Below are 18,939 nucleotides of genomic sequence, written 5' to 3'. Positions count from 1 at the left end.
CGAGCCAAAAGGCTTCTTAACATTGTAGGTTCATTATGTCTGATCGTTCTTCGATCGGAGGGTTGCCAATTGCCTTGGCCGCCGCGCTGGTTCTGTCCGGTTGCAATGGCGGTGGCGGGGGTGGTGATGCTGGCAAGGACACTCCGACTTCTGTTTCGTTTACCATTGTGCCGCAAAGCGCGAGCACTCTGACAAGTTACTTCGTCCAAAGCTTTGAGCCGTTTGAGGCCTTTGCCGAGGCCCTGCGTGTGGGCGACCAACGATATACCTTCCAGCAGAATAACTGGTGGTTCAATAATGCGCCCTCCACGGTGTATAGCAGCTATCCCCTTGCCTCCTCGCGTGTTGAATATGCGCATACAGTCGGGCTGAGCGGTGCAGGTGAAACCATCGCAATCGTGGATTCAGGGTTCCTGACCTCGCATGAGGCCTTCGCCTCCAACTCGGTTTCAACCAGCGGTTCCGTGCCTGTGGCCAGCCATGGCACTTCGGTTGCCTCCGTGGCGGCAGGGTCCTCTAGTCGGATGATCGGTGTGGCCCCTGGCGCTGATTTGCTGTTTGGCAGCTATAACTCGACGGCCAGCCTTGCCGCTGCCACCCGCGCGGCAAACCAAGCAGGCGCCATTGTGCAAAACAACTCATGGGGCTTTATCGCGCCTGCAACCGTCAGCGGGTTCAACAGCGTTTTCGGAACCAGTTCCGGCCAGCAATACCTCGCTGCCCTTGATAGCTATACCGCCAATAACGTTGCGGTTTTTGCGGTCTCGAATGACAATTCCGCTGGACGCGCAGATCTGATGGAGGCGCTGCCCTCGCTGCGTCCCTCCCTCGAGCGAGGCTGGTTGGCCGTAGGCAACGCTGTGCCTGTTTTCGATGATGAACGGATTTTGTCGGCAACCATGGTGTCTGAGCCATGCGGGATTTCGGCGCGCTGGTGCCTTGTTGCTGATGGGGCGTGGAATGCGGCAAGTTCGGGCGGCAGCCGGTCCTATGAATTTGTGACAGGCTCCTCCTTTGCCGCACCTCAAGTCGCGGGCGCGATGGCGCTTTTGGCGGAAGCCTTCCCAGATTTGACGCCGCATCAATTGCGCACGCGATTGCTGGCGACAGCTGATAACAGCTTCTTCACCCCTGATGGCGAGATGGACCTGCTGCCAGGTGAGGACACGTTCATGCATGCCTATTCCAATGAATTCGGGCATGGGTTTTTGAATGTGCGTGCGGCCTTGCTGCCGATCGGACCACCGACCGCGCAATTCTCCGATGGCTCCTCTGTTGAGGTCGAGACGCTTGTGCATGCCACGGGCAGTGCCATTGGTGACGCGGTTCAGCGCAGCCTCGAAGGGGTTGGCGTAGCTGTGCAAGACCGTATGGCGGGCCAGTTTTCATTGGATGCGTCCGCGCTTTTTGTCAGCATAGCGCCTGAAAGTGCTGGAACCCAGATGCAGCGTCAAAGCATGTCGACTGATTACGCCGTGCAGCGGCTGGCGCCGACCACAGGCCCTGATTATGTCAGCCCGACCTTTGAAAGCCTCATGGCCTTTGATCTTGGAGACTCTGTTTGGTCCGCATCACTGGTCGCGCCAGAAAATGTGGCATCACTGTCGAACCTTGGCCTTGGTGTGCAAAGCAGCTTCGATATCGGTGATGGCGCCAGCCTGAGCCTTGGGGCCGCTGTCTATGAAGATGACGGAAGCCTGTTCGGTTTCAGTGGTCTCTCGGGCCAATCTGGGGCTGCGGTGCAATCAGTCTCTCTCGGGCTCAATCAGGATTTTGGCCAAGGCACAAGCCTGCATTTCAATGCGGAATACGGTTTGGTTGATATTGACCAGTCGATGATCTTCTCCGCCCCGATCTCGGTCAGTTTCAACAGTTTTGATCTGCGGCTGGAACAGCGCGATATCTTCCAGAATGGGGATCGGTTGAGCCTTGGGCTATCCTTGCCCGCCGCAATCAATTCGGGCGTGGGGCTGATGAATGTAGGTGTTCGCACTGCATCGGGCGGGTCGGTGACACAAGGCTTTGCCGTCGATCTTTCACCACGTGACAGGCAGCGGGATTTCTCGATTGGCTATAATGCGCCGATTTCCGACAATGCCGAATTTGCGATGCGTCTGGTGCGCAGCACAAATCGCGGCAATGTTGCGGGACGCAGTGAAACCGCAGGTGTTTTCGGCATCCAGATACGGTTCTGACGCTGCGCAAAAACTGCGGTCGGGGTGTGGCGCACCGTATCCCTACTGCTCAATTCTCTTCCAGATACTGCTCCAACAGGCCGATCACATCCAGCTTGGCCCCGAGCCGCGCGGCCAGCAGGAACACCCCACCAAATTTGCGCTGCAGCAGGAGCACATCAATCGGCAAGGGCGGTAGAACAAAGCCGTCCTCGGCCAAGGCCAACCCTTCGGCCTGCATTTCGCGCGACATGTCGGTTTTGGTGAAATCGACCAATGGCTCGGCCTTGAGGGCCTGAAAGACAAGCCCAATTAGCTGGATGACTTTCGCGCGATGGCGCGGCGCGGTATCTTGGGTCACGAAGCCGATCTCGGTCGCGACCTGCCCCAGCGTCGCCTCATCGCCCTTCAACCCCGCGCGCAATAATCTGCGATATTGCTCGGTGATGACAGGGTCGAGATCACGCGCGGCCCCGAAATCCAGCAACACGATCCGCCCCGTATCGCGATCATAGAGGTAATTGGCGAAATTCGGATCGGTCTGCATCACGCCAAAAACGAATAACTCCTTCAAGGTCAGCTCGATCAGGTCATGCGCAATCTGGTTGCGCGTTTCCTGTTGCTCATCCACGGCCTGTTCAATCGGGATGCCCGCGACATAGCTCATCGCAAGGATATGGCGCGTGGACCAATCGCTATAGAGCTGGGGGACCGTGAATCTCAGTTCATCCGCCAATAGATCTGCAAATTGGTTCAGCTGCTGACCTTCGCGCGTATAATCCGTCTCTTGGTGCAGCTGCCCTCGTGCCTCTTCAAGATAGGGGGCAAGCTCGAACCCTTTGGGCAGCAGGCCAGACATCCGCATAAGCACGCCCACATTGGCCACATCGCTATCGATGCTTTTGGCGACGCCCGGATATTGTACCTTGATGGCCATATCGCGCCCGTCTTTGAGTTGCGCGCGATGGACCTGCCCGATGGAGGCCGCGGCAATTGGGTGGACATCAAATTTGGCAAAATCGGCCAGCCAGCGCTCTTTCCACTCGGTATTGAGAACCTGCTTGAGTTGGGCAGGGGGCATGGAATGCGCATTATCCCTGAGCCGCGCCATGATCTGGGCCAACTCGGGCGGCAGAACATCGCCCGTATCCATCGACATCAGCTGCCCGATTTTCATCGCCGCGCCGCGCATCTTTGCCAATTGGTCGGCCACGCGGGATATATTACTTGGGGTGAGCAAAAGCCCCCGCATCGACGGCCGCTGCCCGCGCCCCAATTGGACAACGCCATTGGCGGCCATATTGCCTGCCACGCCCGCCGTCATCGCGCCCAATTGGCCCAAGCGCGTCAGCCGCTTTGCAGGCACGGCGAGGGGGCTTCTATCATCTGGTTTTATGCTCATGGTCAGGAGATAGCCGCTCCCCGCCTCTTGTCCATGATCCAAGGGCGGAACGACCTGTCGCGGCTATTTATATTGCGCGCGGCGATCCGAGAAATCGCGCACGCGCTTGCGCCAAGCCTTGTAGCTTCCGGTTTTAAGCGTGCTGCGCATCAGCGATTTGACATGTTTTTCGCCGATCCCGTATTCGCGTTCGATATCGGCAAAGCTGATATGATCAGACAAAGCCATCTGCACGATGTCGCTGATATGCTCTTGCGGGAGGGATTGTAGCTTGTTCATTGGCGATCAAATAGCGGGCGGCCTTGTCAGGGCAAGCAGGCTAGTCGCGATAAAGCCGCAAAGATGCAATCGCGACCTCCGCCTGAAAGGCCCGACCAATGGCAAGAATACCGATCCGTTTGAGCTTTGATGCGTGAAATTCGGCATCCGTGCGGTGTGGCTCAAAGGCCTCAAACGGAATGCGCTTGCTTTGCCACAGGGGCGTGGCCTCAAACCCAGTGCGAAAGGACTGCCAAGGGCGGATCAGATCGGACGTGCGCAGGCGCAGATCATAGCTTTCATCATTGCCACAAACATCCAGCACCAAACCGCTCCAAGCGCTTGCATCGAAACTGCTGCCCTTAGGGTTCAGATCAAAGGCGATTTGAACAAAGCCGCCGTTATTCTCAAGCGAGACCGCGCCGCGCAATACGCAGGCCATGCGCCCGTTATAGATTTCCTGCGTCATCCCCCCTTTGGAGACACCGCCCATGACCCCGTCAGCGACATAGCTCCAGCTTGGGGTAAGGTCGAATTCCGTCATATTACCTTACCGTTGGGCTGGTCTTTCGTTGCGCCGAAAAACACTGGCGCATCCCCGTCTGACCAAGGTTCATATTTGGTCATGATCGCGGCGAAGCGAGGGCTTTGCAGAAAGCCATCCAGCCAAGTGATCAGATCGGGCCAAGCCTGCGCGTCAAACCATGCGCGGTCCGAATTTGCGAATTGGCGAACAAAGGGCAAAATAGCAAGATCGGCAAGCGTGTAGCGGTCGCTGAAAAGGGCTGACTGGCCTGCAAGCCGTTGGTTGAGATCGATAAGATAGCTGGCCGCCTTCGCGCGCTCTGCCTCAGGGTCGAGGTCAGGAAAGCGGGAGGCATATTTGGTATGGTCCAACGCGGCCTTGAACGGCCCGTCATTGGCCTTGATTAGCTGCCAGCCCTCATCTGGCATGTCCAACAGTCCTTCGGGGTCATTGCAGCCAAGCGCCCAAGTCAGGATATCGAGGCTTTCATCCAAGACACGGTCAGGCAGGCGAAGGGCGGGAACTGTTCCCGAAGGAGACGTCTCAAGAAAGGCCTGTGGCTTGTCGCGCAGCAATATCTCGCGCAGTTCAACACAAAGCCCTGCGCTACACAGTGCCAAGCGCGCGCGCATGGCATAGGGGCAGCGACGGAATGACCAAAGAATCGGAAACTGAGACATCAGGCAACCTATGAACCGAGCGCCACAGAGGTCAACGCAGCGACGTAGAAATAGCGCGCGGGCGCAAGACATGCGGCCTGATCCTTTTGGCCGATCATCCCTTGCATATGCATCTTCATAGCGGGTGATATCATCCTCACCCAGATAGGCCCCTGTCTGAACCTCGATCAGGATCATTGGCACCTTGCCGGGGTTGCGCATTCGGTGAACAGCCCCAAGCGGGATATAGACGGATTGGTTTTCGCTGACCAATTGGACATGATCATCAATCGTCACCTCTGCGGTGCCCGATACCACAATCCAATGCTCAGCGCGGTGATGATGGCTTTGCAAAGACAGCGCTGCACCAGGATGGACATGGATGCGTTTGACCTGAAACCGATTGCCGATTGCAAGGCTCTCAAACCAGCCCCAAGGGCGGTGATCTTTGGGGAAATCTGTTGCCTGTGCCGCGTCCTTGGCCTTGAGCGCATCAACCGCCATTTTCACATCCTGAGCGCGCAACATATCGGCCACCAGAACCGCGTCATTCATCGCAACCGCCATAATATTGTTCAGCCCGATCCCCACAATCTCCAGATTGTCACTGTCGGAGCGCAAAAGAGTATCGCCGCAATCAATCGCCGTGGCGGGGCACACAATTTTCTACCTTCTGGATAAGGCGTCACTGACAACAGTCGTCGATGAACTGCCACGTCTTTACATTTGGACAGGCTGGATCGCGTTTATCATTTTCGTACCGCTGGCGCTTACATCAATGGATTACTTCGTGCGCAAAATGGGCACGTGGTGGAAGTGGTTGCAACGCTGGACCTATGCCGCAGCTGTGTTGACACTGGTGCACTGGGCCGCTTTGAACGATTGGAACGGCGCGGGACCAGCCCTCATCCACTTTGGCCCCCTGATCGCGCTTGAAGCCTACCGCGTCTGGTATTGGTACCTTCGGCCACGGCCCGCAGTGGCATAGCGACTGCCTCGACACCTTGACCCAATGCATCATGTAGAGCGAAGGGGAAAATCCACAAACGATGCCTTGCATCAGCTGTCGCCTAAGAAGATGTAGCAAGGAGAGTTATAAACTAAGCGCTGGCAACGCATGTGTGCTGCTGAACTTCGTTCTATTAGACATGGTTGGTTCCAGAGTTTTGAAAGCCAATCATTTGCCTGTCCAAGGTAACATATGGCAGTATAGATGCGGCGTTGGCACAAATTATGGATGCGGAGGTAGCGCAAGTTTTGCGTAAGGGTTTTCAACAGGGGATTACACTTCGTCACTTGCGTGCTCTTGTTGCGTTGTCGGATCTGAAACTCGTCGCGCGGGTTTCCGAAGCGCTTGGGGTGACCCAGCCCGCCGTGTCAAAACAAATTGCCGAGTTGGAAAAGATAGTTGGCTTGCCCGTCGTGACCCGGGATCGCAACAGGCTTTACCTGACGCCAATTGGCACGAGGCTTGCTGAACATGCGCGTCAAGCGCTTGGGCAACTTGATCGCGCCGCCTTTGATATCGAAGCGATGACAAGCGGTGTGTCAGGTTCTGTTGGGGTTGGTGTCGTCAGTTCGGTTGCGTCGACACTCTTGCCCAGCACGATTTCCTTGTTCAAGCGCAGCACACCACAGGCAAACGTTTCAGTGTCCGAAGGACATTTCGTCGAACTATTGCCGCAACTCGAAGCTGGCGCCCTGGATCTGTTGATAGCACGGGTTTGGCAGCCTCAGGAGCTGGCCGGTATTAACCAAATGGCCTTGTTCTCCGAGCCTGTCGTCGTTGTCGCAGGGCCTAATCACCCGCTAGCACAAGAGACGGCCGTCAAGTGGGCGGATGTTGCAAATTTCCCTTGGATACTCCCGAAACCAAACTCGGTAGCCCGACAGGCCGTGGACGCGCTTTTTGCCGCCAATGGGCTATCACCACCCACGAATACAATTTCATCCCTGTCGCTGGCGCTGAATGTCGAGCTATTGCGGGTCATGCCTGCCCTTGGGTTGCTGCCACAGCGGCTGGCGCAGACACAGGCGAGGCGAGGCGAGCTCGTCACGCTGCCGCTGGATACACATGATTTGCTATCAGAGGCGCGGTGCTTTTGGCGCAAGGAGCATTTCGCACAGAATGCGGCGCTTATCTTGTTCCTGAAGTGTCTGGAGCAAGCAACGCAAGACATCAAAAACATTCCATTTGGTTAATGTTTCCGGCGAATTTTTCATTTTTAATTGCCAAGATCCTCTCTTACCTTAACCAAACACACGGCTTGGGAGGGCTATTGTGTCTATTCGTTTCACCTCAATGCATCGTGCGCGCTCGTGAGCGGCTCTAGGCTTTGCGCTCTCTCCGCGTGTGAGGTTCTAGCTGCTTTTGCGGCCAAAACCCTGACTCCGGTTGAATACCTGACAGCTTGTCTAGAGCAGATAAAGCAGTACAATCCTAAAATTAATGCCTTGGCGGCGATGGACGTCAAAGGGGCCATTGCCCGTGCCGAAGGTGCGACAAAGCGCTGGCGGTCTGGCGCGCCGATGGGGCCTTTGGACGGCCTGCCAATTGGCGTCAAGGATTTGCAGGACACGAAGGGGCTGCTGACCACACATGGCAGTATCCGCGCACGAAGCCATGTGCCTGACGAGGATATGCCAATGGTCGCACGTCTGCGCGCAGCGGGCGCCATGATTCTTGCCAAGACAAATGTTCCCGAGGTGGGGGCCGGAGGAAACAGTCGTAATCCCGTCTGGGGTGCGACGGGTAACCCGTTTGACGCCAATTTGGTTGCGGGTGGCTCGTCGGGTGGCTCGGCAGCGGCGCTGGCGGCCAACCTGCTGCCGCTGTGCACCGGCTCTGATACGGGTGGCTCGCTCCGGATGCCCGCGGCCCTTTGCGGCATCGTTGGCTATCGCCCGTCAGTTGGTGTAATCGCCCACCCTACGCGCCCCTTGGGGTGGTCTGGAATTTCGGTGCTGGGTCCAATGGCACGTACGATTGATGACTTGGCATTGATGTTAGAGGTGTGCCGCGGGCACGACCTTGATGATCCTTTGTCGGTTCCAGTGCAGGCTCGCTTTGACGACTTGCCCGAAGTGCCTTTGCAGGGCTTGCGTGTCGGGTACAGCGAAGACTTTGGCGGTGCCCCTGTCGACCCCGCCATTCGCGAGACTTTTAAAGCCCGTGTTGAAACCCTGCGCCCGCACGTCAAAGAGTGCCGCCCCGTGGATCTTAATCTTGGGGACATGGATCGCTGTTTTGACATCCTGCGCGCTGAAAGCTTTGGTGTCGCCTTTGGTTCGGGTGTCCAAGAAGACCCCGACAGCTTCGGCCCGCATATCAAAGAGAATGTTGCGCTCGGTCAGACCATGTCCTTGGCGGATCGCGGTTGGGCGCACAATGAGCAGACCCGCATTCTGCGCCGCTTCAATGCGCTGATGCGCGAGGTTGATGTGATTGTGCTGCCGACTTCGCCGGTGTCTCCCTTTGCGTGGACTCAATCACACCCTACCCATATCGACGGGCGGGGCTTGGACATCTACTATCGCTGGCTGGCACTGTGCTATCGCGGCTCGCTTAGCGGCGGCCCCGCGATTACGTTGCCTTGCGGACGCGATGCGTATGGGATGCCCTTTGGGCTTCAGATACTGGGAGCGGTGCGAGGCGACGCACAGCTTCTCAGCGCAGCCAAGGCGGCCGAAGGTCTGTTTGCTGCCAATACAGAAACGGCCCGTCCCTTGGCCGATATGGAGACCCTTGCCCCCTCGGAAATCGATTTGCGCTCGATCGTGACCCATCCATCGGATCTGACAAAACCCAACGATCCCAATTCACACGATTTGCGCACGGCGGTTTGATATGTGGCTGATACCAATAATCTTTATTCTTCTACTTATCAGCGGCACGGCCTTTGCCTATCTGATGGGGGCGGTGTCGGTTCTGACCTTCGTTGCCGTTGATAAAACCCAGTTCCTTTCAGTTCTGCCGCAGCGAATCTTTTCGCAGCTTGACGTCTTTGCCTTCATGGCAATGCCGCTGTTTATTCTGACCGCTGAGATTATGAGCCGCGCCGGTGTCACGCGCAGCCTGATTGATTTTGCCATGTCCATCGTGGGCCGGTTCCGGGGAGGCCTTGGGCACGTCAATATCCTCACCAGCGTTTTCTTCGCGGGCATCTCCGGATCCGCCATTGCCGATAGTGCAGCCCTGTCGCGCACATTCGTACCCGAGATGAAGGCACGCGGCTATGACCCATACTACGCGGGGGCGATCACAGCAGCCTCTTCTATGATCGGTCCGATCATTCCACCCTCGATCATCATGATCATCTACGGCGGGTTGACGGGCGCCTCCGTCGCGGCCCTGTTCATCGCTGGGGTTGTGCCGGGACTGTTGCTCGCTACCGCGCTCATGGGGTTGAACGCGATCATTGCGCGGTTCAAAGGCCATCCCGGCGGGCGGTCAGATGACCTCCCGCGGTTCGTGCCAAGCCTGCTAAATGCCGCGCCCGCCTTGTGCCTGCCGATTGTGATCCTTGGCTCTCTGGTCTTCGGTTTGGCCACACCAACCGAAGGGTCGGCCATCGCCGTGTTTTTCGCGCTCGTGGCGGGGCAATTCTACAAGGGCCTCAACTGGCGCATGATCGTTGATGCGATCGAGGCCACGGCAAAAATGACCGGAACGATCTTTATTATTCTCGCTGCGATTTCGGTGCTGGGCTATCTGGCGGGACAGCTTGGCTGGTCTCAGGCGCTGGCAAATTGGGTGGAGTCCTTCGGGCTGACAGGTACGAAATACCTGTTTTTCCTCGTGTTCATCTTCCTCATCGCGGGCATGTTCATGGACACGCCCGTCGCCCTCACTCTGTTGATCCCGCTTTTCGCTCCACAGGCGATGGAGCAAGGCATCAGCTCGATCCAGCTTGGTATCGTGCTGTGCTTCAATCTGTGCATCGGTCTGATCACGCCGCCTTTGGGCAAATGCCTTGTGGTCGTCTCGGCGCTGACAAATCTTAACTACTGGCGGCTGGCCTACGCTGTGCTGCCCTTCATTCTCGTTCAGGTGCTGCTCTTGCTGGCGCTGGTCTATTGGCCCGCAATCAGCCTCACGTTGCCACGCCTGTTCGGGTTTTCCGTGAACTAACCAATCCAAAGGGAGGACCACCAATGAAACTTAAGGCACTTACAATTGCAGCACTACTCGCGATGAGTACGTCCGCTTCAGCAGAAGTGAAAATTGCGCTCGATAGCGCGCCAGAACTGGACACATCGGGCTCGTACAATTGGGCATTCGCTTTCGGCCAAGCCCTGACCGAGGCGGGCATGGACGTGCGTGAGTTACCTCGCGGCTCCGTTGGTGATGAGGCCGAGAAATTTGATCAAGTCTCGACAGGTTTGTTAGAAATTTCCCTGTCAGACGTGCGCGCCGTCGCGCAAGTGGACCCGTTCATATATGGCATCCGCCTGCCATATATCTTTACTGATATCGCGCACATGGATCGCACTTTGGCAGCCGGTGACTTCTACGCACGTATCAACGAAAGTCTTGCTGAGCAGAACGCCATTTTACTTGCTTTGGCACCGCTTGGGCCAGCATCTGGTGTGATCACGACAACTCAGGCCGTGCGTTCCCCATCTGACATGGCTGACCTGCGTATGCGCGCTTTGGACGATGCACAAATCGCTATGTACGAGGCATGGGGCTCTAGCGGCACGATTGTGCCTTGGGGCGAAGTACCCGCTGGTCTCCAAACAGGCGTGATCGACGGTTACCTGAATTCACCGTTCGTACCTGTGATGTTCGGTCAAACAGATTTCGTGAGGAACTTCGCAACCGCGGATGTGATCTGGCCTTTGCGTGCCGTACTGGCGTCAAAGGATTGGTATGATGGTTTGTCAGACGAAGAACGCGCGACTGTTGACGCCGCCGTTGTGACAGCAGACGCCTCTGCACGTGCATGGCTCGAAGAAGCGTCAGAAAATGGATTAACAGCGCTTGAAGAGAACGGCGTGACTGTACAGCGCTTGACAGATGAAGAGCGTGCGGTGTTCCGCGAGGCTTCTTTGGCTGTATACCAGTCGGACCTGATGTCGGCCGAAGATACAGCCCTGTGGCAGACACTCTCTGAAGAGAACCGCTAAACCGATATGGGCGAGCCCCGCGTGACGTGGCTCGCCCATTGCACAACCGGAGAAGACAGATGCAACATTTCATCATCAGCACCAGCGACCGCCTGCACTTGATGATGCGCCGCGTGGCCGTGTTTGCGGTAAGTGTGATGTTCCTGACGGTCGTCGTGCAGATTATCGCGCGCTATGGCTTCTCTTCTCCCCCTGTCTGGACCGAAGATGTCGCACGCTATGCAATGGTCTGGACCGGATTGTTGGGCGCGACCTTGTCGTTCAAGACTAAATCGGATGCCGTCCTTATGGACAGCGTTTTTCCCAGCGCCCCGCATGTGCTGGCACTGTTCGCAAAGGGTGTCCAAAGCGCCGCGGTGCTGACCTTTATCCTGCCGGTCATCTACTTTTGCTTCATCGGCCTGCGTGGCGGGTTTGCCAGAGGATACCTTGCCCGTCAGTCAGGTTTAACCGCCGACACGCTCGGGATTCCAATGGTTTGGATCTCGGTGGCGGTGCCCTTGTCTATGATCATCATCCTTATCCATCTATTCGCCCGCTGGGCCGGGGATGACGGTGTGGAGAAAACAGGTGCTCCGCTCGATTGAATGCTTTGATTATTCAAGCACAAGAACATGGTGGAGCGATCGTCGGGGGCCGTTTTGACCCTTGATCCGAACCTGACCCATTCACGGGACTGATTTCGATGGCGCAGCAGAGCTTTCTAAGCGAAATCCTTGCAAGAATTGCTGGTGCCGGTCGCAGCCGGCCACAGGCCGCAGAAGACACCGCAAACAGCCTAGTGTCGCTGTGTCATTCACTGCTTCGCGACGTAAGCGAGGCTGAGGGGCTGAAGATATCGCGTCAGATCCTCGACATTTACGCGGCGGCAGACGTCGCAGAGAAGGCGGCGTTCTTTTCCGCTGTCAGCCAAGAATTCGGGCCCGATGATGCAGCGTTGACCGCAGCCGTCGCCGATTGGACCCCCGGAGACATCGACGCTGCACGCGCACTGCATTTCGTGGCTGAGCCGCAAACCCAAGAGTTGATCCGCACCATCAACCGCGTCCCCGGGGCAACTGCTGAATTGGTCGCGATGCGGGCTGATTTGCTCGCGCATGCGAAACAGAACCCACAGCTGCGCGGGCTGGATTCGGACTTTCAGCACCTTTTTGCGTCTTGGTTCAACCGCGGCTTTCTGGAGATGCGGCAGATCAATTGGTCAACCTCGGCGCAAATTCTGGAAAAGGTCATCACTTACGAGGCGGTTCACGAAATCGCTGACTGGGATGATTTGCGCCAGCGCGTTGGTGATCCCGACCGGATGCTCTTTGCCTTTTTCCACCCCGCGATGCTGGACGATCCGCTGATCTTTGTTGAAGTCGCTTTGCTGAGCGAGGTTCCGGATGCAATCGGGCCGATCCTTGCGGCCGATCGCAAGCGGACCGATCTCGACACGGCCACGGTCGCAACTTTTTATTCGATTTCCAATTGCCACGCGGGCTTGCGCGGGGTCTCGTTCGGGAACTTCCTGATTAAACAGGTTGTGGCGGAACTGCAAAAACTGCGCCCGAACCTCAAGACATTCGTGACGCTGTCGCCTGTTCCGGGCTTTAGGAAGTGGGTCGCGCAATCCCTGCAGAACGGTGACGCCTTGCTAAGCGATACCGACAAGGAGACGCTAAGCGAGCTTGGCGAACACGACCTGCCGCAAGATGACTTCATCACCCAGCTTGCAGCGCGTTTTCTGACGCAAGCCAAAAGGGCGTCGGGCACGGTAGCCGACCCGGTGGCCCATTTTCACCTCGGCAACGGGGCGACCCTGTTGCGCGTTCATCCGGGCGCCGATCAAAGCCCGCGCGGCATCGCCAATTCGTGGGGTGTGATGGTCAACTATCTCTATGACGGTGAGACGATCGAACAAAACCATCAGGCCTACGCAAGCAAAAACGATGTTTCGGCATCACCCAGTGTCACCGCACTAAGCAAAGGGTAAAAGGACGTCCCATGTATCACGGAAACCACTTGGCCGCGAAATTGCGTGCAGCAAGCCTAGGCGCTGAAAACAGCCTGTTTCTGCACAATCATCAGACCGGCGAAGAGGTCTCGTACAAGGCGTTTTTCGCCAACGCCGAACGTATGGCGCAGGCCTTGGTGGACGCAGGCGTTAAGCCCGGCGACCGCGTGGCCGTGCAGGCCCCAAAGACGCAGGCAATGTTAGAGCTTTACGTTGCAACAGTTCTGGCAGGGGGCGTGTTTCTGCCCCTCAACACAGCTTATACTGCTTCCGAGATCACCTATTTCCTGACCGATGCGAAGCCGTGGATTTTTGTCTGCGATCCAAAGTGCGAAGATGAGCTATCAGCTGTCGCAAAAGACGCAGGTGTGGCCAAAGTTCTGACCATTGGCGCTGATGAAGGCGGATCGCTGCCAGAGCGACGCGATGCAGCAGCCCCCGGGTTCACGCCCGCCCCGCGCGGGCCCGACGATCTGGCCGCAATCCTCTATACCTCGGGCACGACGGGACGCTCCAAAGGGGCCATGCTGACGCATCGGGCGTTGGCGTCGAACGCGCAGACACTCAAAGACAGCTGGCACTTCAGCGCGGATGATGTCCTGATCCACGCCTTGCCGATTTTTCACACGCACGGATTATTCGTTGCAACAAATATCACGCTTTTGGCCGGATCGTCCTGCATCTTCATGTCCAAGTTCGATGCCGATGACATCCTTGGTTACATGCCGGACGCCACGGTTTTGATGGGCGTGCCGACCTTTTATGTGCGCCTTCTTGAAACCGAAGGGCTGGGCAAGGCTTCAGCCAACATGCGTCTGTTCGTATCCGGCTCGGCTCCATTGCTGGCCGAAACACATGATCGCTGGCGCGATGTGACCGGACACGCGATTTTGGAGCGCTATGGGATGACCGAAACCAACATGAACACCTCGAACCCATATGACGGCGATAGACGCGCCGGAACGGTGGGGTTCCCCTTGCCAGGGGTTGAGGTGATCGTCACCGATCCGGCAACTGGCGCGCCCTTGCCGCAGGGCGAAATCGGCGTGTTGGAAGTGCGCGGGCCCAACGTATTTGCAGGTTATTGGAAGATGCCTGATAAAACTGCGGAAGAGTTGCGCGACAATGGGTTTTTCATCACTGGGGATCTTGGGCGCATCGACGCAGACGGTTATGTTCACATCGTTGGACGCGGAAAAGACCTGATCATCTCGGGCGGCTACAACATTTATCCCAAAGAGATCGAACTGGTGATCGACGATCTGCCGGGCGTCGTTGAAAGCGCGGTCATTGGTGTCCCGCACAAGGATTTTGGCGAAGCTGTCGTGGCAGTCATTGTCGCCCAGGATGGTGTCGAGATTTCGGCGCAAGACATCTCGAACTCGATCAAAGATGATCTGGCCCGCTTCAAACAACCCAAGCGCATCGAGTTTGTCCAAGCCCTGCCACGCAACGCCATGGGCAAAGTGCAGAAAAACGTTCTGCGCGAGGCTTATGACGGGGTTTTCCAGTAAAGCGCGCCGACAAAGCTGATCGAACATTAAAATGAGAAATAGGGAATTGGTATGACACAGCACAATACGGCTTTGGCTATTGCCGCCTTGAAAGACCTGCTCGGAGATCGTCTGTCCACCGGCGAGTCCATCCGGGAAATCCACGGCAGGGATGAGGCCTATTCCGAACCCGCTTTGCCGGACGCAGTCGCGTTTCCGGAAAGCACCCAAGAGGTTTCGGCGATCGTGAAGATTTGCGCGCAACATAGGGTGCCGGTTGTGCCGTTCGGTATCGGCACATCACTGGAGGGTCACGTCATCCCGACCCATGGCGGGATCAGTGTTGATACCAGCCGGATGAACAAGATTCTTGAAATCCATGAAAGCGATCTCGACGCGATTGTGCAGCCTGGGGTTTCACGCACACAGCTAAACCAGGAACTGCGCGCCACCGGTTTGATGTTCACCGTCGACCCTGGCGCCGATGCAACGCTTGGCGGGATGGCTGCCACACGCGCATCAGGCACGAACACGGTTCGCTACGGCACGATGCGCGAGAATGTCTTGGCGCTAGAAGTTGTTTTGCCCGATGGCACGATAATCGAAACTGGATCGCGGGCGCGAAAATCCTCGGCCGGCTATGATCTTACGCATCTCTTTGTTGGCTCAGAAGGCACGCTTGGGATCATTACACGGCTGACAGTGCGCCTGTTCGGCCAACCAGAGACGATACTTGCCGCCACCTGCGGATTTGAAACGGTCGACGCCGCCGTTAATAGCGTCATCATGGCCATCCAGATGGGTATTCCAATGGCCAGGATCGAATTGCTGGATGAGGTCCAGATGAAAGGGATGAACATCTTCAATCCGGATCTGAATCTGCCAGAAAAACCCCATCTTTTTCTGGAATTTCATGGTTCAGACGCCAGCGTGAAGGAGCAGGTGGAGCTTTTCGAAGGTGTCGGTGAGGAATTTGGCGCTTCGGACTTCGCGTGGGCCACAAAGGCCGAGGACCGCGCGCGCCTGTGGGCGGCGCGGCATAACGCCTATTACGCGGGGAAGTCCCTTCGCAAAGGCTGCGAGAGCGTTGTCACTGATTGCTGTGTCCCCATCTCTGAACTGGCGGACTGCATCGCTCGCACCAAGGAGATTGTCGACGAGGCTGGTTTGATCGCCCCAATCGTTGGGCATGTGGGGGACGGCAATTTTCACCTGTTGATCCTGTTTGACCCCAACGATCCCGAAGAACTGACAAAAGCCAAGCAGCTTGCATCTGATGTAAACCGAGTCGCATTGTCTTTTGGCGGGACCGTAACCGGCGAGCATGGCGTCGGTACGGGCAAGAAGAAATACATGGTCGAAGAACACGGCGCAGCCTATGCGCTAATGGCGACGTTGAAGCGTGCGGTGGATCCGGAGAATATCATGAACCCGGGAAAAACCGTCAACATCAACTGACACATCATAGGGAAAGTGGTTGATCTCGCCAGGTGTCTTTGTTGTCTTTCTCATCACCCACTCCTCGGTGGTTACGATGAGCAACAAACCCTCTCTTGGCAAATAACCCTATTTGGACCCATAGGCGCTGACGTCAGACAAGCTCTTCGAGGTCGGGTCGTTTGGGAAGAAGTTCGGTGAATGTTTCTAGGTGATGTGTCATCTGTCCATGCCTTTTGAGGGCCAAAAACTAAGGCTCAATCGGCGCAATGGATCTAGGGATGTATGGAACACACGTTGATCGGCCAGGCCGATCAGCCTGGTTTACAGCTTGAACGCTGCGATAATCATTGGTGTGTGTATCAAAGTCATGGGACTTATATCTGCGCGTTGCTGTTCCGGTTCAAGCTCTATCGTCGTTTTTTGTGTCTTAGCCGAGACCGGGCCCGTTCTCAGCCACATCCCGGACAATGGCGTTAGCCTCCTGCCGCGTATCAGGGGCGATGTCAGTCCGCGCGAGGAACGTCTTGATCCGGTAGATCTGCACGTCTAGCCGGAAAATCCGCGCGAACAGATTGCTTTCAACAAATGCAAGACGTTTCGCCAAGGCCACGATCTGTGTCCGCAGTTTTGGCGGTGCCGCTTTCAACGGTGTCGGATCGTCCATCGTGGTCTTGCCGCTATCGGGATCATAGATGAGCGTTTCGGCGTCTGCCTCGCTCAGGACCGCTTCGAGTGCCTTCACGCCCTGTTCATATGCCTCTTTGGCCCCCTGCGCAGCGGCCATTTCATCCTGAGATTTTTGCCGCGCCACCTTCACCGCTTCTTTTTCTCTTTCGATGTTTTCTGCGCCTCGCGCCATGGCTGTTTCCAACGCGATCCTGCGGACTTCCAGCGCTTCCATTTCGACAGCCATCTTCGCCTGCTTCTTTTCCAGCCTTCGGCTATAGGTTTCTTTTCTTTTGACCTCTTTTTCCGTCAGCTCCTTTTTTGCTTCCAACTTTTCTAAGAGCCTTTGGGTCTTTTCCAAAGACGCCCTCTGCTCCGCGACCTTCGCTTCGCTGTCCTCGATCTCAGCCTCCAGCGCGGCCTTTTCCCGCGGCAGATCCTCATGCAACTGCTTCACCGTCCGGTGCAGCGTGTCTGGGTAATTGGCCCCGGCGTCCAGCCGGGCTTTCTTTCTGTTTCCGCGCTCGATTTCCGGAGCGTAGCGCTGCATCACCTCGGCCGCCAAATCCTGCAACGCCGCCATGTCACCGAGCCGTGTCGCGTTGCTGATGGGCTCGCCATCGTCGTTAAACGCCCGCATCGTAAAATGCGCGTGGATCGCGGTTTCATCGAGATGCACCACCAGTGCTTCCAACTGCGTGTTCAGCTGCGCTGCGATCTCTTGGGCCAGTTCCGTGAAGGCCCGGTCTTGGACTTCAATCGGCAACCGATTGAACACGTCCTGCGCATTGTGGCCAAAGGTGATGATGCCCGCCGTGACCACAGCCGCATTGGATTTCATCTTGCGGGTTCGGCCCGCGCGCTTCCGCAGCGCTTCGTTCTCGCGCTGGATGTCCGGTAAGGGACGCAGTTTCATAAGGTTGCGGTTCAACGCCGTCCGGTCGCCATCCACGTAATCAGGCTGGGCGCCGATCCGGAAATCATGCCGCCGTTGAAACTTTGCTTTCGACATCGGTTTGGGCTCGATCCGAACGGACACGGCATTTGGATTGGATGCCGTCGCATCTCGGACAATTTTGGGTTTTGTATCTGTCATGGGGCAAGCATTCGCGCCTTTCATGAAAGTTCAAAATCATTCCCAAATAAATTATGTTTGTCATATACTTAATGAAGGACGGCTTGATCACATAACCTACTCGGCATAACTTACGTTATCCCGATCCGGTGAAGAGGCTTCGCCCCTTTCAAATCCCCACCAAAGAGGATGCGCTGCCCCTTTGGAAACCCGTGCTGCCCGGAAATTGATGTGTCCTACTTCAACTGGTCCAGCCAAGTATCGGCAGGTAATTGGTTCACGACCGGTACGAGTTTTCCGAGGATTTGATCCCGAAAATCGGTCATCTTACGATACCGTCCATCGGTTTCATCATGATGTTTATGACCGACCAGATCTTTAACGAGGTCTTTTGGCGCATCCGTTTCATGACGCAACACAGAGATGAAGCGGTGGCGGAAACTGTGGAATGTCCGGCGTTGCGCACGCTCGCCAAGTTGGCTGTCTGTAATCTGCTTCCACTTGCCGTAAAATACATCTCCAAAACTGCCTTTCTCGGTCTGCGGTTTCAGCTCCGGAAAGAGGTCAACCTCGCCGCGCGCCTTGAGATCAGCCACGTAATCGTGGAAGCCCAGTTGAGCCAGTGCGTCATGCAAGGGGACCAATCGTTCCGAAGCTGCATTCTTGAGCCGCCTATTGCGGTTTTTCCGAATATGGAGGTGCGGATATTTATGCGTCAGGTCAACCTCATCCAGGGTCATCCCCATGATCTCTTCCCGCCGGGTCCCGGACAGGCTGGCAACAATCGGCCCCCAATAAAGCCCATCCTTGATGACCATCGCCCCCTTTTCGTTTCGACGAACTGAGCTTTGACATCCTGTCCAAACGGGGTGACGGGCAATACTTGCCATGTCATTTTCTGAGAATGCCAGCCGCGCACTTCGTTCGTCATCGTCGCAGGGCTTGCGCAAACACGATAGGTCCAAAGTTTCAGCAGGCTTTGTCCCACGCGACTTTGCGAACTTCAAAAAGCCCTGAAGTGCTGTGACGTTCCGATTGATCGTTGCTGGAGCAAGGCCGACTTGGTCTGCAGGCAGTTCCTCGGCACGCTCCAAGATCTCTTCCAATTTCCGGGCTTGGTC

At 56.5% G+C, this 18,939-nt stretch carries 16 protein-coding genes and 1 pseudogene; 10 read left to right on the top strand and 7 right to left on the bottom strand.

Translation table 11 applies throughout. The features are described 5' to 3' along the window. Positions 1–35 precede the first annotated feature (35 nt). Positions 36–2,195 carry a S8 family peptidase gene (locus ACTYEO_RS04165; protein WP_449322453.1) on the top strand — a complete coding sequence of 720 codons (2,160 nt, stop codon included), beginning with the start codon at positions 36–38 and terminating at the stop codon, positions 2,193–2,195. Positions 2,196–2,244: 49 nt separating this feature from the next. Here the strand turns inward: ACTYEO_RS04165 and ACTYEO_RS04160 are convergent, their stop codons facing one another. The 5 genes and pseudogenes from ACTYEO_RS04160 to ACTYEO_RS04140 form a co-directional block, all read right to left on the bottom strand. After that, on the bottom strand, positions 2,245–3,576 hold the full coding sequence (locus ACTYEO_RS04160) for an ABC1 kinase family protein (protein WP_449322452.1): 1,332 nt from the start codon (positions 3,574–3,576) through the stop codon (positions 2,245–2,247). A gap of 63 nt (positions 3,577–3,639) precedes the next feature. After that, positions 3,640–3,855, bottom strand: a complete 216-nt coding sequence (locus tag ACTYEO_RS04155) for a DUF2805 domain-containing protein (protein ID WP_449322451.1) — start codon at positions 3,853–3,855, stop codon at positions 3,640–3,642. 40 nt (positions 3,856–3,895) lie between these two features. Continuing rightward, a complete protein-coding gene (locus ACTYEO_RS04150) occupies positions 3,896–4,378 on the bottom strand; it encodes a CIA30 family protein (protein ID WP_449322450.1) in 483 nt (160 codons plus the stop codon). Beyond that, the gene (locus ACTYEO_RS04145; RefSeq protein ID WP_449322658.1) at positions 4,375–5,040 is read right to left on the bottom strand and encodes a glutathione S-transferase; all 666 of its coding nucleotides are present in this window, start codon (positions 5,038–5,040) and stop codon (positions 4,375–4,377) included. Before ACTYEO_RS04145 ends, ACTYEO_RS04150 begins: the two co-directional genes overlap by 4 nt. 99 nt (positions 5,041–5,139) lie before the next feature. Beyond that, positions 5,140–5,670: pseudogene (locus tag ACTYEO_RS04140) on the bottom strand (cupin domain-containing protein); the annotation flags it as partial. Here ACTYEO_RS04140 and ACTYEO_RS04135 point away from each other — a divergent pair. The 9 genes from ACTYEO_RS04135 to ACTYEO_RS04095 all read left to right on the top strand — a co-directional run bounded on the left by ACTYEO_RS04135 (position 5,666) and on the right by ACTYEO_RS04095 (position 16,095). Then, positions 5,666–6,007, top strand: a complete 342-nt coding sequence (locus ACTYEO_RS04135) for a ferric reductase-like transmembrane domain-containing protein (RefSeq protein ID WP_449322449.1) — start codon at positions 5,666–5,668, stop codon at positions 6,005–6,007. The pseudogene ACTYEO_RS04140 and the gene ACTYEO_RS04135 sit on opposite strands and share 5 nt — an antisense overlap. A gap of 233 nt (positions 6,008–6,240) precedes the next feature. Next, a complete protein-coding gene (locus ACTYEO_RS04130) occupies positions 6,241–7,221 on the top strand; it encodes a LysR substrate-binding domain-containing protein (protein ID WP_449322448.1) in 981 nt (326 codons plus the stop codon). Between the two features lie 117 nt (positions 7,222–7,338). Beyond that, positions 7,339–8,865 carry an amidase gene (locus ACTYEO_RS04125; RefSeq protein WP_449322447.1) on the top strand — a complete coding sequence of 509 codons (1,527 nt, stop codon included), beginning with the start codon at positions 7,339–7,341 and terminating at the stop codon, positions 8,863–8,865. 1 nt (position 8,866) lies between these two features. Then, the gene (locus ACTYEO_RS04120) at positions 8,867–10,150 is read left to right on the top strand and encodes a TRAP transporter large permease (RefSeq protein ID WP_449322446.1); all 1,284 of its coding nucleotides are present in this window, start codon (positions 8,867–8,869) and stop codon (positions 10,148–10,150) included. Positions 10,151–10,173: 23 nt separating this feature from the next. Continuing rightward, positions 10,174–11,148, top strand: a complete 975-nt coding sequence (locus ACTYEO_RS04115) for a TRAP transporter substrate-binding protein (protein WP_449322445.1) — start codon at positions 10,174–10,176, stop codon at positions 11,146–11,148. A gap of 59 nt (positions 11,149–11,207) precedes the next feature. Next, complete coding sequence (locus ACTYEO_RS04110) at positions 11,208–11,735, top strand: TRAP transporter small permease (RefSeq protein ID WP_449322444.1); 528 nt, start codon at positions 11,208–11,210, stop codon at positions 11,733–11,735. Between the two features lie 98 nt (positions 11,736–11,833). Beyond that, positions 11,834–13,123 carry a malonyl-CoA decarboxylase gene (locus ACTYEO_RS04105; RefSeq protein WP_449322443.1) on the top strand — a complete coding sequence of 430 codons (1,290 nt, stop codon included), beginning with the start codon at positions 11,834–11,836 and terminating at the stop codon, positions 13,121–13,123. Positions 13,124–13,134: 11 nt separating this feature from the next. Beyond that, positions 13,135–14,658, top strand: a complete 1,524-nt coding sequence (locus ACTYEO_RS04100) for a malonate--CoA ligase (protein ID WP_449322442.1) — start codon at positions 13,135–13,137, stop codon at positions 14,656–14,658. A gap of 51 nt (positions 14,659–14,709) precedes the next feature. Next, a complete protein-coding gene (locus tag ACTYEO_RS04095) occupies positions 14,710–16,095 on the top strand; it encodes an FAD-binding oxidoreductase (protein ID WP_449322441.1) in 1,386 nt (461 codons plus the stop codon). A 409-nt stretch (positions 16,096–16,504) separates the two neighbouring features. Here the strand turns inward: ACTYEO_RS04095 and ACTYEO_RS04090 are convergent, their stop codons facing one another. Both ACTYEO_RS04090 and ACTYEO_RS04085 read right to left on the bottom strand, forming a co-directional pair. Then, positions 16,505–17,839: a plasmid recombination protein gene (locus ACTYEO_RS04090; protein ID WP_449322440.1), complete on the bottom strand. Its 1,335-nt coding sequence runs from the start codon at positions 17,837–17,839 to the stop codon at positions 16,505–16,507. A gap of 215 nt (positions 17,840–18,054) precedes the next feature. After that, positions 18,055–18,924, bottom strand: a complete 870-nt coding sequence (locus ACTYEO_RS04085; RefSeq protein ID WP_449322439.1) for a tyrosine-type recombinase/integrase — start codon at positions 18,922–18,924, stop codon at positions 18,055–18,057. Positions 18,925–18,939 lie beyond the last annotated feature (15 nt).

It is taken from the genome of Rhodophyticola sp. SM2404 (assembly GCF_053570515.1).
The sequence above is the reverse complement of the archived record's forward strand: the minus strand, read 5'-3'. Positions and strand labels throughout refer to the sequence as shown.

What these genes read in the sequence shown, in the direction of transcription:
- ACTYEO_RS04105 (WP_449322443.1), top strand. Translation starts at nt 11,834, where the DNA reads ATGGCGCAGCAGAGCTTTCTAAGCGAAATCCTTGCAAGAATTGCTGGT.
- ACTYEO_RS04120 (WP_449322446.1), top strand. Translation starts at nt 8,867, where the DNA reads ATGTGGCTGATACCAATAATCTTTATTCTTCTACTTATCAGCGGCACG.
- ACTYEO_RS04155 (WP_449322451.1), bottom strand. Translation starts at nt 3,855, where the DNA reads ATGAACAAGCTACAATCCCTCCCGCAAGAGCATATCAGCGACATCGTG.
- ACTYEO_RS04165 (WP_449322453.1), top strand. Translation starts at nt 36, where the DNA reads ATGTCTGATCGTTCTTCGATCGGAGGGTTGCCAATTGCCTTGGCCGCC.
- ACTYEO_RS04090 (WP_449322440.1), bottom strand. Translation starts at nt 17,839, where the DNA reads ATGACAGATACAAAACCCAAAATTGTCCGAGATGCGACGGCATCCAAT.
- ACTYEO_RS04150 (WP_449322450.1), bottom strand. Translation starts at nt 4,378, where the DNA reads ATGACGGAATTCGACCTTACCCCAAGCTGGAGCTATGTCGCTGACGGG.
- ACTYEO_RS04145 (WP_449322658.1), bottom strand. Translation starts at nt 5,040, where the DNA reads ATGTCTCAGTTTCCGATTCTTTGGTCATTCCGTCGCTGCCCCTATGCC.
- ACTYEO_RS04100 (WP_449322442.1), top strand. Translation starts at nt 13,135, where the DNA reads ATGTATCACGGAAACCACTTGGCCGCGAAATTGCGTGCAGCAAGCCTA.
- ACTYEO_RS04115 (WP_449322445.1), top strand. Translation starts at nt 10,174, where the DNA reads ATGAAACTTAAGGCACTTACAATTGCAGCACTACTCGCGATGAGTACG.
- ACTYEO_RS04110 (WP_449322444.1), top strand. Translation starts at nt 11,208, where the DNA reads ATGCAACATTTCATCATCAGCACCAGCGACCGCCTGCACTTGATGATG.
- ACTYEO_RS04160 (WP_449322452.1), bottom strand. Translation starts at nt 3,576, where the DNA reads ATGAGCATAAAACCAGATGATAGAAGCCCCCTCGCCGTGCCTGCAAAG.
- ACTYEO_RS04095 (WP_449322441.1), top strand. Translation starts at nt 14,710, where the DNA reads ATGACACAGCACAATACGGCTTTGGCTATTGCCGCCTTGAAAGACCTG.